Origin of the sequence: Streptosporangium sp. NPDC001559, from assembly GCF_042893955.1 — a bacterium.
Taxonomy (GTDB): domain Bacteria; phylum Actinomycetota; class Actinomycetes; order Streptosporangiales; family Streptosporangiaceae; genus Streptosporangium.
In genome coordinates this window covers 252,181-267,039 of record NZ_JBIAVG010000010.1, presented here as the reverse complement: position 1 = coordinate 267,039, position 14,859 = coordinate 252,181, and the positions used below count along the sequence as shown (strand labels likewise).

The window sequence follows — 14,859 nt, the reverse complement described above, 5'->3', positions numbered from 1 at the left end:
GCACGTCGTGACTCCTCCGTTCCCTGAAGGAAGCGGCTTCTCGCTAAGCCGCTTCCGCGGCCTGGCGAAGGGCAAGCCCTGCCCTCAAGATGTTGACCGCCGCGTTCACATCGGCGTGCGCGGCATGCCCGCACTCCCGGCATCGGAACCCGGCTTGGGCGAGGCGGTTCTCCGCAGCGCGGTGCCCGCAGGCGGCGCAGGTGCGGGAGGTGTGGGCGGGGTTCACCGCGATCAGCTCTCGACCGGCGCTCTCAGCCTTGTACGACAGAATCGTCAGGAACACCCCCCACCCCGCATCCAGAATGCTCCGGTTCAACCCGGACTTGGCCGCGACGTTCCGGCCGGGCCTCTCAACTGTGCCCGCGGCCGAGCGGGTCATGTTCGCGATCCGCAGGTCCTCGTGCACGATCACGTCGTAAGTGCGGACCAGGGCGAGCGCGGCCTTGTGCCCGTGGTCGAGGCGCTGACGGCGGACCTTGCCGTGCAGGGCGGCGACACGGGCGACCGCCTTACGGCGCCGCCGCGAGCCGCGCTTCTTACGAGCCAGGGCTCGCTGCGCCTGCGCGAGACGATCGGCGGTCGCGGCCAGGTGGCGCGGGTTGGCGACGTGCTCGCCGCCGGAGGCGGTCACCAGCGAGGCGACGCCCAGGTCGATACCGACCGCCGTACCCGTGGCGGGAAGTGGTTCGGCGGGCACGTCGTCGCACGACAGCACCACATACCAGCGGTCGCCCTCCCGTTTGACGCCGATCGTCTTCACGCGGCCCTTGACCGGCCGGTGCCGGTGCGCCCGGACATGCCCGACACCCTGAAGGCGGACATAGGTGGCGCTGGGGTGTTCGGGCTGGGAGCCCCACCGGCAGCCGTCACCGTCCCTGGGCCACTCCACCGTGTCGAACCGGCCCCGACCCTTGAAACGCGGGAACCCGGGCGTGCGGCCTGCTTTGACGCGGTCGAAGAACGCGGCGAACGCCCTGTCGAGCCGTCGAAGGGTGGCCTGCTGGGAGGAGAAGGACCAGCGCCCCTGCCCGTCCGGGTCGTCGGCGCGGACGTGCTTCAGTTCGGCCGACTGCTCGCCGTAGCGGATGCTCACGCCCGCCTTGGCATAGGCGGTGCGGCGATGCTCCAGAGCGGCGTTGTACAGCGTGCGGTGGTCGTCCAGGCACGCCGCCAGCGCGATCTCCTGGTGACGGGTGGGACGCAACAGGAATTTGAACGATCTGCGCACACCCCACCCCCCTCACGTTCGGCAACGACACCGTCACGGTATCGGCCGGCACCGACAAAACCAGGAAGGACACCCGCGATGCGCGGACCAGGCGGGTCACCGCACGCTCGGGCCTTGGCGGCCCTCCCGCTCCCGATTCCCCCGTCACCTAAAGGCGACAGTCCCCTCGGGAGAATCTGATGGGCGGTCCCGCCGCCGATCCGGTCCGATCGCTGCCGCCCGCGCTCGTCGCCGAGCTGGTCGCCTCGCCCTCCCTCGACCGGCTGCTCGACCGCTTCCTCGACTTCCTCGAGGAGGCGCCGGGCAGGTTCGGCTCCTTCGCCGCGGGCGTCTACGTGCACGACAACGTGACCGGGCGCCCCGCCGCAGCCAGGGTGCGGGGACTGGGTGACTACTACGTGCGCAGCTACGAGCGTCACGGCCGCGACCGGGACCCCGTGGTCCAGCGAGCTCTGCGCGAACGCCGGGTGTGCGACAGCGACTCGCTGATGCCGAGGGAGGAGTGGCTGAAGCTGCCCATCGTGCACGACGTGTTCGCCCCGCACGCCATGGCGCGGGTGCTGTGCGCACCGTTCGTCGTCGGCGCCGAGGTGGCGGGCACGCTGAACCTGGCCCGGCGGGACGGGCAGCCCGAGTTCACCGAGGCCGACCGCGACGCCGCCCACGTGGCGGCCATGGTGCTGGGCATCGCGGTGTCCGCGGTGCGGGAGCGGTCCTCGATCGAACGTGAACGCCGCCAGCTGGCCGAGGCGCTCGACCGGTGCGGCACTCCGGTCGTGCTGACCGACCTGGCGCTGGCGCGGCGCCATCTCAACGCGCCCGCTCTGTCCCTGTTCGCCAGGCTCGGCGCCGCCCGCCCGGAGGTGGAACGGCTGCTCGACTGCGACGGGGACAGGACGGTCGTCTCCTGGAGCGCGGACGGCGCCCTGGAGGCCGGGCCGCACCTCACCGTCACCTCGCAGCGGCTGCCCGGCCAGCCGGACGTGATCGTCTCGGTCATCACCGTACGGGACGGTACGGCGCGCCTGGTCGCCCCGTACCGGCTGGCGTCCCTCACCCCGCGTGAGGCCGAGATCGCCACCCGCGCCCTCACCGGCCGCAGGGACGGTGAGATCGCGGCCGAGCTGTTCATCAGTCCGCACACGGTCAAGCACCACCTCAAGTCGATCTACGCCAAGCTCGGCGTGCACACGCGCGCGGAACTGCTCGACCGCCTGCTGCGCTGAGCCCGCCGTACGGCCCGGCGTCCGTCAGCCCTCGGGGAGGTCCTCGTAGCGGGTGGCGATCGCGGTGGCGCGCTCGCGCAGCCAGGCGCGCAACCACCGCGGGGCCAGGGCCTCGGCGTCCAGGGCGAGCTGCCACAGCGCCCACTTGGCGTGTCTCGCGTCCTGGAAGGTCACCTCCATCCGCAGCAGGCCGTCCGGGTCGACCTCCTCGGCGAGGACGGCCAGCGCGGTGCCCACCAGCTCCTCCCGCCTGGCCGGGGCCAGCCGTACCAGCACGGCGACCTGGTCGCCGCCGGCGCGGAACCGCGTGCCGCGCTCCTGCCAGGCCCGGTCCAGGTCGACCCGGTCCGGTCGCCGCGCGGGCTCGGCGAGCCTCTTGGCGGCCAGGACTCGGGACAGCCGGTAGGTGCGGTCGGCACCGGACCGCGTGGCCAGCAGATAGCCCTGGTCGCGTACGGTGACCAGGCCGATCGGGTCGACCGTGCGCCACCTCGGGGCCTGGTCGACGGCCGCGTAGTGGATGCGCAGCCTGTGCCCGGCGAGCACCGCGCGCCGGATCTCGGCGACCACGGCGTCCGGCACCTCCTCGGCGACCGACCGGCGAGAGAGGAGGTCGGTCTCCGGGTCGATGAGCAGCCGCTCGGCCGCCTCGGCCGCGATGTCCTGATGGCTTTCCGGCAGCGCGTCGATCACCTTGAGCATCGCCGAGGCGAGTGCCGAGCCGAGGCCGAACGCCTGCGCGCCGCGCCGGGACCCGGCGATCAGCAGGGCGAGGGCCTCGTCGTGGTTCAGCCCGGTCAGCTCGGTCCGGAAACCGGGCAGCAACGAGAACCCGCCGTGCCTTCCGCGTTCGGCGTAGACCGGGACACCGGCCGCCGACAGCGCCTCGATGTCGCGCAGCACGGTGCGGGTGGACACCTCAAGCTCGCGGGCCAGCGCGACCGCGGACAGCCGGCCGTGCCGCCGCAACAGCAGCACCAGCGAGACCAGCCGATCGGCACGCACGCAAAAACACTACTGGAATACACGACACAAGATGTCGTGATTTGCCGGGAGGCTTGATGACATGGCCCTCGGGCCGATGAATGTAATCGAATGGAGCTGACATGGCAGTGGAACGAACGGCGGTCAACCCGTGGGCGTGGTCGACGGAGCTGGGATACGACCAGGGGAAACTCGTCTCCGGGCAGACCCGGACCCTGTACTGCGCCGGGCAGACCGCGATGGGCGGCGACGGCAGGCCCCGGCACGCCGGTGACATGGCGGAGCAACTGGCGCTGAGCCTGGACAACCTGGAGGCCGTGCTCGGCGAGGCGGGCATGTCCCTCGCCGACCTCGTCCGGCTCAACGTCTACACCACCGACGTGGACCGGCTCTTCGAGCACTACGGCGTGCTGGCGTCGCGGCTGGGTGCCGTGGGGGTGGCGCCGTCGACCACGATGCTCGGGGTGACACGGCTGGCGATCCCCGACCTGATGGTCGAACTTGAGGGAACCGCCGTCGCCTGAGGCGGCGCGGGTGAGCCGTCCCGGCGGTCGGACGGGCGGACGGTCTCCGCGTCCGCCCCTCCTCCGGCCGCGTCCGTGGCGGTCGTTCGTCAATGCGTCGGCTGATCACCTTCCCCCATGATCGTGAGGGCGAAAGAGGTCGTCTTGGTGGAGCCGCCGGAGGTGGCGGCGAAGGTGATGACGTGGTTGCCCAGGGGGGCGCTAACCGAGACGTTGATGGTCGCCGTGATGGTCTGACCGTTCTGGGCGATGCCGACGGTCGTCCCCGCGGGATTGCCGGTGGCGGACAGGGTCACCGGCTGGGCCGTGTCAGGCGACAGCTTGATCTGGACGGTGGTCGACCCGCCGGGGCTGACCGTGGCCGAGGGCGGGTCGACCGTGATCCCACTGAGATGGGGGGCGGGGGACGGCGGGGGAGTGGGCGTCGAGCAGGTCGGCTCGCCGGACTGGGTGGGGACGCCGACGGCGGTCCACGCGGCCTTGGTCGCGTTCATCTCGGGGCAGCCGTAGAGGTTCTTCGCGGCCAGCATGGTGGCCACGCGTGCCCTGCCGTACGACCAGCCGAGGGATTTGCGCTGGATCCCCTGATAGAAGATCCGGGCGGCCTTCCGGACGCCGACGCCGGCCAGCGTGGACGGGCCCGCGCAGACCGGGCTGGCGGGTTTGCCCGGCGGGTTGGTGCCCTCGGCGAGCAGGTAGAACCAGTGGTCCTGCGGTCCGCCGTCGGCGGGTGGGATCATGGAGAGGGGGTAGCAGCTCCGGTTACCCGTCAGTGAGGGGTTGTACATGTTCCTGAGCGCCCCACCGCCCACGATGTTCACCTCCTCGCCGATCAGGTAGTCCGGTTCGTCCAGGGCAGGGGGGTGGTTGGCGTAGTGCTCGGTCAGGGTGCCGAAGATGTCGGCGGCCGACAGCCGGAGGGACTGCGCCTCCGGGCCGTTACCGTCGTCGTAACCGGTCTTGGCGTAGACGGCGAGGCCGTAGTGGTAGCCGACCAGGTCGAGCGAGGTGAGCTGGTCGGTGCGGGCGCTGTTGTGGCCGAAGACGGCGCGGTTGTCGTCCCAGTAGGCGTTGACGTCGTTGAGGCCGACGGATGCCGGGTAGGAGTGGCCGGCTCCGTCGACGCCGTTGCGTCCCAGCCAGTCACGCAGCATGTCCCAGTGCTTCTGCGCGGCGAACATGACGTCGACGCAGGCGGTCTCCAGGCTGGTACCGGTTCCGTCGCCCCAGGTGTCGGTCGTCTTGGTGAGGACGGGGCCGTTGAGACGGCCGCAGCTCAGACCGGGGCGGGTGGGGTCGTTCAGGGAGTACAGGCCCCCGGAGTACGTGGTCTGGACGGCCACCGGGTTGCCGTTGAAGTGACTGTTGCCCGAGCCCAGGAACGCCTGACCGGCGGTTCCCGCACCACTGTGCGCCGTGCCCGTGGCCTCCGCGCCGTTCACCGGCGCCGTCGTGCCCATGGCGACGACCGTCATGAGAGCGAACGCTCCCAGTGTGGGTTTGAGGTTCATACGCGATGACTCCTTGTCCGCAGGCGCAAGGAGCCGTGGCCGGCCAGGGCTGCCCCAACGGTGACATCGACACGAGGGGCGGAGAACCCTACAAATACTTATATTTCGGGCGTATGGCGTGCATAGCGCTCCCTGCGGGCGTACGGGCCACGGGCCGGAAAACACGTTCCGGTCCCGAAGCGTCCTCGTGACCTCGGCCGTGAATCGACGGAGCGGGGCCTGACCTGCGCGCACAGGAAACCGGCCCGGCCTGGACCATCCGACCTTCCGCGAGGAGGTCCGCTGGACGCTCCTTCGGTCTCCGGCGGGCACGTGGGCTCCGCGTGATCGTTCAGACGACGCGCACGGCCGGTTGCCCACCTGAGACTGGGGGCGATAGTTGGCCTTGTCGATCTGCCGGCGCAGTTCGCGAGTGTGACTCCCCGGCTATAGACGACGGTCCCCAGATCTTGTTGGCGGCTGGACGTCGACCGCCCTGGCGAACAAGACACGAGAAAGCGTCACAGGCGAAGATCTCCTCATGGATCACGTCATCGACCTCGATCAGGCTGCCGCCGAGATCACCGCACGCCTGCTCGCCTGGACTGCGCGCGGGCTCAGCCCTGGACCGATCACCTGGCGAGATGAGACTGCACCCTGGCCTCAGCCGTTGGAGACCGACCGCGCTCTGGTCGTCGACCCGGACTCGGTCGGCGTGCGCGTCCGTGGTGCCGACGAATGGGCCGAGGTGCAGATCGTTCTATATCGCGGCGGCTGGGCAGACCTCGATGCGATGGCCAACGAAGAGGTCGTCGCCGAATGCCCGCAGATCACCACCCCCGAGAAGTTCGGTGCCCTCCTCGACTCTGCCACCACGCGTTTCCTCGACACCGACTGGCCAACGGCCACCTGAAGGAAAGCTCATTTTTGGAGCCGTCAAGAAGACCTGGGAACCCCCGCCAACGATGTCTGGAAATCCGGGAGAACCCGCTGCTCGGTCTTCTCTCAGCCGCCATCTATAGCTGGGGGTCGCAACGAGAGCAATCTCCACCGCCGTGACCACTGCGGCCCCAGCATCAAATGTTCACGGAACTGCTCACCGACCTCGAACTGCGGAAACAATTTTTCCAACCCGCAGCGATCCGACCGCACCACGCTACTGCGTGAGTCGGTGACGCACTCCCAGCAGCTGATCTTGAATCGAGATCTCAGATCAGAACTGCCGGGGCCAACTATCGCCCCCAGTCTCACCCTGTTCACCTCACGCCCACGGTCCGGAGAATGTCGGTTCCGTTCGACAGGATGTCCTCATGAGCGACACGCCTCCTCTCACCGTCCCCGCTGACCAGGCCGCCTACGTCGAAGCGGTTCAGCTGGCGGTCGACGCCGCCGCCGCCTACTACGGCGACGGCACCTCCTCGCTCGACGACGACGCCTACGACCGGCTGGTCCGCGGCATCGAGGCCTACGAGGCCGAGCACCCGGGCGACGTGTCGCCGGATTCGCCCACGGGAAAGGTCGCCGGAGGCGCCGTCGTCGGCGACGTTCCGCACAGCACCCCGATGCTGAGCCTGGACAACGTGTTCTCCGCCGACGGCCTGACCAAGTGGGCCGCCGGGCTGGAGCGCCGCCTCGGCCGTCCGGTCACCGTCTGGAGCGTGGAGCCCAAGCTCGACGGCCTGGCGATCTCGGCCCGTTACCGCAACGGCCGCCTGGTCCAGCTCATCACGCGCGGCGACGGTACGGCGGGCGAGGACGTCAGTCACGCGATCGGGACGGTCGTCGGCCTGCCGGGCACGCTCACCGAGCCGGTCACGGTCGAGATCCGCGGCGAGGTGATGATGACCGCCGCCCAGTTCGAGGCGGCGTGCGCCAAACGTCAGGCCCACGACGGCACCACGTTCGCCAACCCGCGCAGCGCGGCCGCCGGCACGCTGCGGGCGCAGGACCGGCCATATGTGTGCGAGCTGACCTTCTTCGGCTACGGCGCGCTGCCGCTGCCGCCCGGTGACGGCTCCGAGCTGGCCGTACGGCTGCGCGAGCTGCCGCACAGCCAGATCATGGGCCTGGTCGCCGCGTGGGGCGTGCAGACCACCGCCGCCACGCCGGTCGCCGGCGTCACGGTCACCGGTGTCGAGGAGATCCAGGCCCGCGTCGAGCAGATCGCCGCTCAGCGAGCGGATCTGGCCTTCGGCATCGACGGCATCGTGATCAAGTGCGACCTCGCGGAAGACCAGGCGCAGGCCGGGTTCAGCTCGCGCGCTCCCCGGTGGGCGGTCGCCTACAAGCTGCCCGCCGTCGAGAAGATCACCAAGCTGGTCGCGGTCGAGTGGAACACCGGCCGCACGGGCATCATCGCCCCGCGCGCGGTGCTGGAGCCGGTCGAACTCGACGGGTCGATCGTCACCTACGCCACGCTGCACAACCCCAGCGACATCACCCGGCGTGGTCTCATGCTGGGCGACTCGGTGACCGTCTACAAGGCCGGAGACGTCATCCCGCGGGTGGAGGCGCCGGTGGTGCACCTGCGCACCGGCGACGAGCAGCCGATCGCCTTCCCCGAGACGTGCCCGAACTGCGGAGACGCCATCGACACCGGTCAGGAACGGTGGCGATGCGTGCGGGGCCGGACCTGCCGGGCGCTGGCCTCCATCGTCTACGCGGTCGGCCGCGACTGCCTCGACGTCGAGACCCTGGCCGAGTCCCGCATCGTCCAGCTGCTGGACGCCGGATTCATCGCCGACTTCGCCGACCTGTTCCTCCTGACCCGCGACCAGGTTCTCACCCTGGAGCGGATGGGGGACACCAGCACCGACAAGCTGCTGGCCGCCATCGAGACCGCCAAAACCCGGCCGCTCAGCAGGGTGTTCTGCGCGCTGGGTGTTCGCGGCACGGGCCGGTCGATGAGCCGCAGGATCGCCCGGCACTTCGCCACCATGGAGGCCGTTCTCGCCGCGTCCGCCGAGGACCTGCAGGTGGTGGAGGGCATCGGCCCGGAGAAGGCCCCGGTCGTGGTCGCCGAGCTGGCCGAGTTGCGTCCGCTGATCGACAAGCTCATCCAGGCCGGGGTGAACATGGTCGAGCCCGGCGTCACACCGGCCGCGGCGGGCGACGGGGCGGCCGACGGCCAGGAGGACGAGAAGGGCGAGGGCTCCGCGTTGCCGCTGGCCGGGATGACGGTCGTGGTCACCGGCGCGATGAGCGGTCCCCTGCAGGACCTGTCGCGCAACCAGATGAACGAACTTGTTGAACGGGCGGGAGGCAAGGCGTCGTCCTCGGTCTCGGCCAAGACCTCGCTGCTGGTCGCCGGAGACAAGGCCGGGTCCAAGAAGGCCAAGGCCGAGGGCCTGGGCGTACGGATCGCCTCACCGGAGGAGTTCGCCGCACTCGTCGGCGCGTTCCTTTGACGTCCTCCCCCGCCTGAGGGACGGGGCCGTCCACGCTGCAGGCGCTCGGTGATCGAGCACCGTCCTGATCCGGGAGGGCACACCGGCCATCGACCGTCCACAGCCCTGTCCGGTGGCGGACAGGGCCCGCCGGTCGGCCGTACGGGCGACGTCCGATCCGGCCGGTGGAGATCGGCTTCCTCCCGGTACCCTGCACGGCGTGATCAACTCCAACGCGAGCCCCGACGACGCCGAGGTCGCGATGGCCGCGGCGCGTGCCGGCGCCGACGTGGTGCGTGGCCTGTACGGCCGGCGGCTCACCCGCATCGACAAGGGAGCCCGAGACTTCGCCACGACCGCCGATGTGGAGGCCGAGAAGGCGATCCTCGGCGTCCTCCGTGCCGCCCGACCCGATGACGCGGTGCTCGGCGAGGAAGGCGGACGGCAGGGCGCGGCCGACGCCGCGCGCCAGTGGTTGGTCGACCCCCTGTGCGGCACGCTGAACTACGCCGTCGGCGGCATGCTGGTGGCGGTCAACGTGGCGCTGCGCGACGGGGCGGCGGCGGTGGCCGACCCGTTCGGCGGCGAGGTCTTCTTCACCGACGGCGGGTCCACCTGGACACGGCACGACGGGGTCGACACGCGGTCCGTGCCGACTTCCGCCAGCCGGTTGGTGGACGTCAACCTGGATCCGCCGTTCCCGAGCGCGCCCGGGTTCCGGGCCGTTGACCTGCTGGCCCACGCCGGGTTCGCCGAGTGGTTCCGGCCGAGGGTCGTGTCCACGACGCTGGCGTTGGCCTGGGTCGCCGTCGGCAAACGCGCCGCGTACGTCACCGACGGAGGTGATCTGTCCGGGAGCGTGCACTTCGCCGCCGGTATCGCGGTGTGCCGGGCCGCCGGCTGTGTGGTCACCGGGATCGACGGTGCCCCGATCGGGCGGGCGGGTCGCGGGCTTGTGGTGGCCGCCGACGCCGAGACCCACGGGCTGCTGATGTCGATGATCCACAGCCGAGAATAGGAGAGGCCGCTCTCCTGCTCGGCCGCCCCGATCGCTCGGCCGCCCCGATCGCTCGGCCGCCCCGATCGCTCGGCCGCCCCGATCGCTCGGCCGCCCCGATCGCTCGGCCGCCGCGATCCGAGGAGGCGCCTGCCGGAGATCGGCACCGGCCGACCACGGCACCGGCGAGCGTCGTCGTGGTCGGCCGGTGCCGGCGCTCACCACGGTGTGTGAGGACCGCGGGCCGGGATCAGGTGCCTTCCTTGTTCTCCAGGCCGATGGCGGCACGCAGCTCGCGCATGTCCTCGTGCAGCTGCTTCAGCTGCCGGTCGGCGGCGACCTGCTTCATCAGGTCGGCCAGCGCGTCGGCGATCGCGTTCAGCTTGTGCTGCAGGGCCTCGTCGGCCCGCCTTTGCGTGTTCTGCAGCAGGGCCACCAGCAGGAACGTCACGATGGTGGTGGCCGTGTTGATGATCAGCTGCCAGGTGTCGACGTCACCGAAGGCGAAGTACGACGGAGCCCAGATCAGGACCAGCAGCACGCACATCGCAAAGAACCAGGCGCCGGAGACGAAGGCGGCGGCCTTGGTGGCGAAGCGGTCGAAGAACGACAGGCGGGTGTTCACGTCCGTCGGCATGGTGACCGTGTCGCCGCTGCCGGAGTGATGTGTCGTCATCGCCGCCCCCTTCGCTCCACCAAAACGTGAGAAAGTACAGCTATCCAGGAGAACGTTCTGGAATCACCACCGTTCGTAATTTTTACGTCGTGTTCTGCGTCGGCCACCGTCACCGCCGCCTCACCGGACGAACGGCATCTGATCGGGATGCGTAGGCTGCTGCTCCATGGCACGGTTTCCGCGCAATTCGCTTGTGATGGGACCGCTGGTCGTGCTCGCGGTGCTGAGCGTCGCCGCGGCGGGATGCTCGGGCGACGGCGCCGCGGGCTCGCGGGGCTCCTCGGGGAGAACACCGGGGCGCGGCGCTCCGGCCGAGGGGGACCTGCCCCTGTCCGCGGGAGTGTGGACCGAGAAGGTTCACGGAGGCTCCGAGACGACCAGGGTCGTCGCGGTCGCGCCCGGCGAGGCGTGGGCGGTGGGTACCGACGGTGAGCCCGTCGGCCCGTACGGCGGCGGCCTGTGGCGCTGGGACGGACGCGAATGGCGATCCATCCGCCCACCGGGGAGCCTGCGGTATCCCACGGTCGTTTCCGGAACGGCCGCGACCAATGTCTGGATCTTCGACCAGGACGCGGACATGTGGCGCTGGGACGGCCGCCGGTGGTCAAGCCGGGGAAGACCACCCTGGCCGCGCTCGGCCCGCCTGGACGACGCCGTCGTCGCCGGCCCCCAGGACGTGTGGATCGCCGGCGGCCAGATCGCCGGAACACGGCAGAATCCGCTCTGGCGCCCCCTCCCTCTCGCGCACTGGTCCCCGTCGGGCTGGTCCGAGGTCCCTGTTTCCTCGGCCTCGTCCGTGAGCAGGCTGAGCGCGGCGGCCCCGGACGACCTGTGGGCACTCACCCGCGATGATCTGGGGGAAGTCTCCGCGATCGAGCACTGGGACGGCCGCCGCTGGAGAGCCGTGCCCGCACCGCCGTCGCTCAGCGGTGCGGAGGCCTCGTTCCGCGACGTCGTGGCGGTGTCGGCACGAGAGGTCTGGGTCGCGGGCTCGATCATGCGGCCAGGCCGCCGCCAGGCCGCACTGCTGATGCGCTGGGACGGCCGCCGATGGGACCTGCCCGGCGGCGTCCCGGAGGAGGCGATCTCGTTCGGAGCCGTGGCGCCGGACGGCCACGGCGGGGTATGGCTCGGCGCTTCCAACTACGCCTACGACGAGCATCGCATTCTGCTCCACTTCGACGGCCGGTCCTGGACCCGGGAGAAGGCGCCCAGGGCCGGCAACGCACCCGAGGTGTTCGACATGGCCAAGGTCCCCGGGGGAGAGCAGGTGTTCGCGGTCGGCGGCAGCCCCTCCTACGACGAGGACAGCAGGGGATGGATCTGGATGAGGCGCTGAGAGGGGCCGGTGATCGGCCGTCGGCCCGCGGCGGTGGTCGCGACGTGGACGTGCCGCGACCCCGGGCAGGCCCGTGGCCGTTGACGACCGGTCTGTGAAGACGGACCTCGACCCCCTTCACGCCGCACCGGTACGTCGGCGTCGGCTGAGGACTTGCCCGTCCGGCCCCGGCCACCGGCTCGGCGAGTCCGGGCGGGTCACGGAAGGCCGCCGTTTCGCTTCGGGTGCGCGGCGACCAGGGGGGTGTCCACGCCGATCTCGCCGGTCGGCGGCGCGCCGCCGGGGTCGTCGAGGGGCCGGTCACGGCCGGGCAGCACCTCAAGGAAGAAGGCGCGGGAGTCCTCAAGGTGGGCGTTCAACGTCTCGTCCCCTCGGGCGCGCCGATCCGCGACGATCGCGGAGACGGGGCACTCGACTTCGCACGCGCCGCAGTCGATGCACGCGCTCGCGTTGATGTAGCTCTTGCGTTCGCCGACGTGGATGCAGTCGACGGGACAGACGTCGACGCAGGAGCGGTCGAGGACGTCGATGCAGCCGGGGCCGATCACATAGGTCACGGGGATGTCCTTTCGCGGGTCAGGGGCCGTCGGTGGAGTGGCCGGGGAACAGGGACAGGCCGGGGTCGAGGTCGACGGCCACGTGGTTCACGGCGGTCGCGGCCTCGCCGAAGCCGACGGACATCAGCCGCACCTTGCCCTCGTAACCGGCCAGGTCTCCCGCGGCGTACACCCTGGGCAGGTTGGTCCGCATCGACCGGTCGACGGCGACAGAGCGCCCCCGCAGGGCGAGCCCCCAGTCCCGCAGCGGGCCCAGGTCGCTGACGAAGCCGAGCGCGGCGATCACGTGGTCGGCCGCGACGACCGTCTCCTCGCCGGAGCGGGCCCGCAGCCGCACCTTCGCCAGGCGGCCCGTGGCGAGGTCCCCTTCGAGCGCGGCCACGCGTGTCTCGGTGTGGACGCGCGCCCGCCCGGCCCTGACACGGTCGAGGGTCGCCGCGTGCCCGCGGAAGACGGCCCCCCGGTGTACGAGGGTCACCGAGCGCGCGATCGGGCCGAGCGTGTCCGCCCAGTCCAGGGCGCTGTCGCCGCCGCCGACGACCACCACGTCCCGGCCGGCGTGCGCCCGGGGGTCGGTCACGAAGTACGACAGGCCCGTGCCGAGCCACTCCTGGCCGCACTCCAGCGGCCGCGGGGTCGGTGTGCCGATGCCGGAGGTCAGCACGACGGCGCGGGCGTTGACGACCGTGCCGTCGTCCAGCGTCACGACCGGCTCGCCGTCGCGGTGCTCGAGCCGTACGGCCCGCCTGCCCATGAGGTGGGTCGCGCCGAAGGCCGAGGCCTGCTCCACCAGGGCGGCGACGAAGTCCCTGCCCCTGATCGCGGGGAGGGCGGCGACGTCGCGGATCTCCTTCTCCGGATACAGGGCCGTCACCTGGCCGCCCGCCTGCGGCAGGGCGTCGACGACGACGGTGGACAGGCCGCGGAATCCGGCGCAGTAGGCGCCGTACAGTCCCGCCGGTCCCGCGCCGACGACGAGGACGTCGGCCGAGACGGGTGTGGGGGTGCTCACCGGGGGCTCCCTGGGGGTCGGTGCGTTCTCGCCGCAGAACGTAGGCCGGGCACCCCGGTCAGGTCCCGCGGCGGGGACCGCTCACCGGACCGCTGCCCGCGCGGGTTCGGTGTGGTCGCCGACGGGGCCGTGGTCCTCGGCACGCGGTCCGCTGGGTGAACCGGGTTCCTTTCCCGAGCCCCGGGCCGGATGGTCTGCTCCCGGCACCGGCGTGAGGCGACTGGAGCAGACATGACCGAAACCGTTGATCCGACCGTGAATCCGACCGTGAGTCCGGCGAGGGGGCGCCGCGCGGGCAGGCTGCCGGGCCGTCAGGACTGGTCGAGCTGGCCGCATTACCAGGCCGCGGCGGCGGGTTTCCGCGGCTACTGGTACCCGGTCTGCTTCTCCTCGCAGGTCGGCGAGAAGCCGCGCCCCGTCACCCTGCTCGGTGAGCGCCTGTTCGTCATCCGCGACCGGGGCAGGGTGTACGGCATGCGGGACCGGTGCCCCCACCGGGGGGTTCCGCTGAGCCACGGCGACAAGCAGTTCCCCGGGACGATCTCCTGCGTCTACCACGGATGGACCTTCGACCTGGAGACGGGCGTCCTGAAGGCCGCGATCACCGACGGCCCGGGGTCGCCGATCTGCGGCAAGGTCACCCAGCCGACCTACGACGTCGAGGAGCGCCTGGGCCTGGTCTGGGTGTACGTCGGCGACGGCGAGAGGCCGCACCCGATCGACGAGCAGCTGCCGGAGGAACTGGTCGGCAACCCGGCGGTCGTGGGCCAGCGGATCCAGGCACGCGCGGGCAACTGGCGGTTCGCCTGCGAGAACGGTTACGACGAGGGACACGCCAAGTATCTCCACCGCACCGCGCTGTGGCGGCTGTTCAAGCCGATGCCGGTCTGGAACACCACGAGCATCGTCAGGCGCGGACGCTGGATCTACCGGGTGCAGCGGGAGCAGTTCTGGGAGGCGGACTTCCCCGGGCTCGGCAGGTGGTCGGGGACGGCGTGGTACAAGGCCCGCCCCCCGAAGACGGTCCAGAACATCGGCAACACCGCCTCGCACCGCCGGGTCAACCCGACGATCGCGGCCCAGGAGTTCCCCGGGTTCGCCTCGGTCGGCATGCCGGGCGTCCTGCGGATCGTCTACCCGACCTTCATCCACTACGAGTTCTACGTGCCGGTCGACGCGGAGAACCACCTGTACGTCGGCATGCTGGCCGACTTCAGCAGGGGTATCCGGGCGTTGTCGTTCTACGCCAAGTATCTCGGCGCGGTGCGCTGGCTCTTCCACGGCCAGTTCTCCGGCCAGGACAAGTGGATGGTCGAGGTCACCGACGCGCCGCCGGAGAAGCTCTACCGTCCCGACGACTCCCTCCTGAGGTGGCGCAAACTCGCCGAGGACACCACCGAGGAACGCCTCGAACGGCTGCGCGCCGGGAACGCGGGCTGA

General features: G+C 71.0%; 13 protein-coding genes. 7 read left to right on the top strand and 6 right to left on the bottom strand.

Going from position 1 to position 14,859, the window contains the following annotated elements; genetic code table 11:
• Positions 1–43: 43 nt before the first annotated feature.
• Positions 44–1,228 (bottom strand): RNA-guided endonuclease InsQ/TnpB family protein, encoded by a 1,185-nt coding sequence (locus ACFYY8_RS23435; RefSeq protein WP_390044190.1) that lies wholly within the window; start codon positions 1,226–1,228, stop codon positions 44–46.
• A gap of 179 nt (positions 1,229–1,407) precedes the next feature.
• Between ACFYY8_RS23435 and ACFYY8_RS23430 the strand changes: the two genes are divergently transcribed.
• A complete protein-coding gene (locus tag ACFYY8_RS23430) occupies positions 1,408–2,454 on the top strand; it encodes a LuxR C-terminal-related transcriptional regulator (protein WP_390044188.1) in 1,047 nt (348 codons plus the stop codon).
• A 24-nt stretch (positions 2,455–2,478) separates the two neighbouring features.
• Here ACFYY8_RS23430 and ACFYY8_RS23425 read toward each other — a convergent pair whose 3' ends face one another.
• Entirely contained in the window at positions 2,479–3,459 is a 981-nt protein-coding gene (locus ACFYY8_RS23425; protein WP_390044186.1) for a helix-turn-helix transcriptional regulator, read from the bottom strand.
• A gap of 107 nt (positions 3,460–3,566) precedes the next feature.
• Here ACFYY8_RS23425 and ACFYY8_RS23420 point away from each other — a divergent pair, with 107 nt between their 5' ends.
• Entirely contained in the window at positions 3,567–3,962 is a 396-nt protein-coding gene (locus ACFYY8_RS23420) for a RidA family protein (RefSeq protein WP_390044354.1), read from the top strand.
• An 89-nt stretch (positions 3,963–4,051) separates the two neighbouring features.
• Here ACFYY8_RS23420 and ACFYY8_RS23415 read toward each other — a convergent pair whose 3' ends face one another.
• Complete coding sequence (locus tag ACFYY8_RS23415) at positions 4,052–5,473, bottom strand: M4 family metallopeptidase (RefSeq protein WP_390044184.1); 1,422 nt, start codon at positions 5,471–5,473, stop codon at positions 4,052–4,054.
• 520 nt (positions 5,474–5,993) lie between these two features.
• On the opposite strand from ACFYY8_RS23415, the gene ACFYY8_RS23410 reads away from it, so the two are divergent.
• The 3 genes from ACFYY8_RS23410 (at position 5,994) to ACFYY8_RS23400 (ending at position 9,856) form a co-directional block, all read left to right on the top strand.
• Positions 5,994–6,365: a hypothetical protein gene (locus ACFYY8_RS23410; RefSeq protein WP_390044182.1), complete on the top strand. Its 372-nt coding sequence runs from the start codon at positions 5,994–5,996 to the stop codon at positions 6,363–6,365.
• A 397-nt stretch (positions 6,366–6,762) separates the two neighbouring features.
• A complete protein-coding gene (ligA, locus tag ACFYY8_RS23405) occupies positions 6,763–8,859 on the top strand; it encodes an NAD-dependent DNA ligase LigA (protein ID WP_390044180.1) in 2,097 nt (698 codons plus the stop codon).
• 199 nt (positions 8,860–9,058) lie between these two features.
• A complete protein-coding gene (locus ACFYY8_RS23400; RefSeq protein WP_390044178.1) occupies positions 9,059–9,856 on the top strand; it encodes an inositol monophosphatase family protein in 798 nt (265 codons plus the stop codon).
• 229 nt (positions 9,857–10,085) lie between these two features.
• Here ACFYY8_RS23400 and ACFYY8_RS23395 read toward each other — a convergent pair whose 3' ends face one another.
• Positions 10,086–10,511 carry a low affinity iron permease family protein gene (locus ACFYY8_RS23395; protein ID WP_390044176.1) on the bottom strand — a complete coding sequence of 142 codons (426 nt, stop codon included), beginning with the start codon at positions 10,509–10,511 and terminating at the stop codon, positions 10,086–10,088.
• Positions 10,512–10,677: 166 nt separating this feature from the next.
• Between ACFYY8_RS23395 and ACFYY8_RS23390 the strand changes: the two genes are divergently transcribed.
• Positions 10,678–11,850, top strand: a complete 1,173-nt coding sequence (locus ACFYY8_RS23390; protein WP_390044174.1) for a hypothetical protein — start codon at positions 10,678–10,680, stop codon at positions 11,848–11,850.
• Between the two features lie 197 nt (positions 11,851–12,047).
• Here ACFYY8_RS23390 and ACFYY8_RS23385 read toward each other — a convergent pair whose 3' ends face one another.
• Both ACFYY8_RS23385 and ACFYY8_RS23380 read right to left on the bottom strand, forming a co-directional pair.
• The gene (locus ACFYY8_RS23385) at positions 12,048–12,407 is read right to left on the bottom strand and encodes an indolepyruvate ferredoxin oxidoreductase subunit alpha (protein WP_390044172.1); all 360 of its coding nucleotides are present in this window, start codon (positions 12,405–12,407) and stop codon (positions 12,048–12,050) included.
• Between the two features lie 19 nt (positions 12,408–12,426).
• A complete protein-coding gene (locus tag ACFYY8_RS23380; RefSeq protein WP_390044170.1) occupies positions 12,427–13,419 on the bottom strand; it encodes an NAD(P)/FAD-dependent oxidoreductase in 993 nt (330 codons plus the stop codon).
• A 231-nt stretch (positions 13,420–13,650) separates the two neighbouring features.
• On the opposite strand from ACFYY8_RS23380, the gene ACFYY8_RS23375 reads away from it, so the two are divergent.
• Complete coding sequence (locus tag ACFYY8_RS23375; protein WP_390044168.1) at positions 13,651–14,859, top strand: Rieske 2Fe-2S domain-containing protein; 1,209 nt, start codon at positions 13,651–13,653, stop codon at positions 14,857–14,859.

Bases quoted from the DNA above. Each gene is read 5' to 3' on its own strand.
- ACFYY8_RS23375 (WP_390044168.1), top strand. From the start codon at position 13,651: ATGACCGAAACCGTTGATCCGACCGTGAATCCGACCGTGAGTCCGGCG.
- ACFYY8_RS23410 (WP_390044182.1), top strand. From the start codon at position 5,994: ATGGATCACGTCATCGACCTCGATCAGGCTGCCGCCGAGATCACCGCA.
- ligA (WP_390044180.1), top strand. From the start codon at position 6,763: ATGAGCGACACGCCTCCTCTCACCGTCCCCGCTGACCAGGCCGCCTAC.
- ACFYY8_RS23430 (WP_390044188.1), top strand. From the start codon at position 1,408: ATGGGCGGTCCCGCCGCCGATCCGGTCCGATCGCTGCCGCCCGCGCTC.
- ACFYY8_RS23395 (WP_390044176.1), bottom strand. From the start codon at position 10,511: ATGACGACACATCACTCCGGCAGCGGCGACACGGTCACCATGCCGACG.
- ACFYY8_RS23415 (WP_390044184.1), bottom strand. From the start codon at position 5,473: ATGAACCTCAAACCCACACTGGGAGCGTTCGCTCTCATGACGGTCGTC.
- ACFYY8_RS23390 (WP_390044174.1), top strand. From the start codon at position 10,678: ATGGCACGGTTTCCGCGCAATTCGCTTGTGATGGGACCGCTGGTCGTG.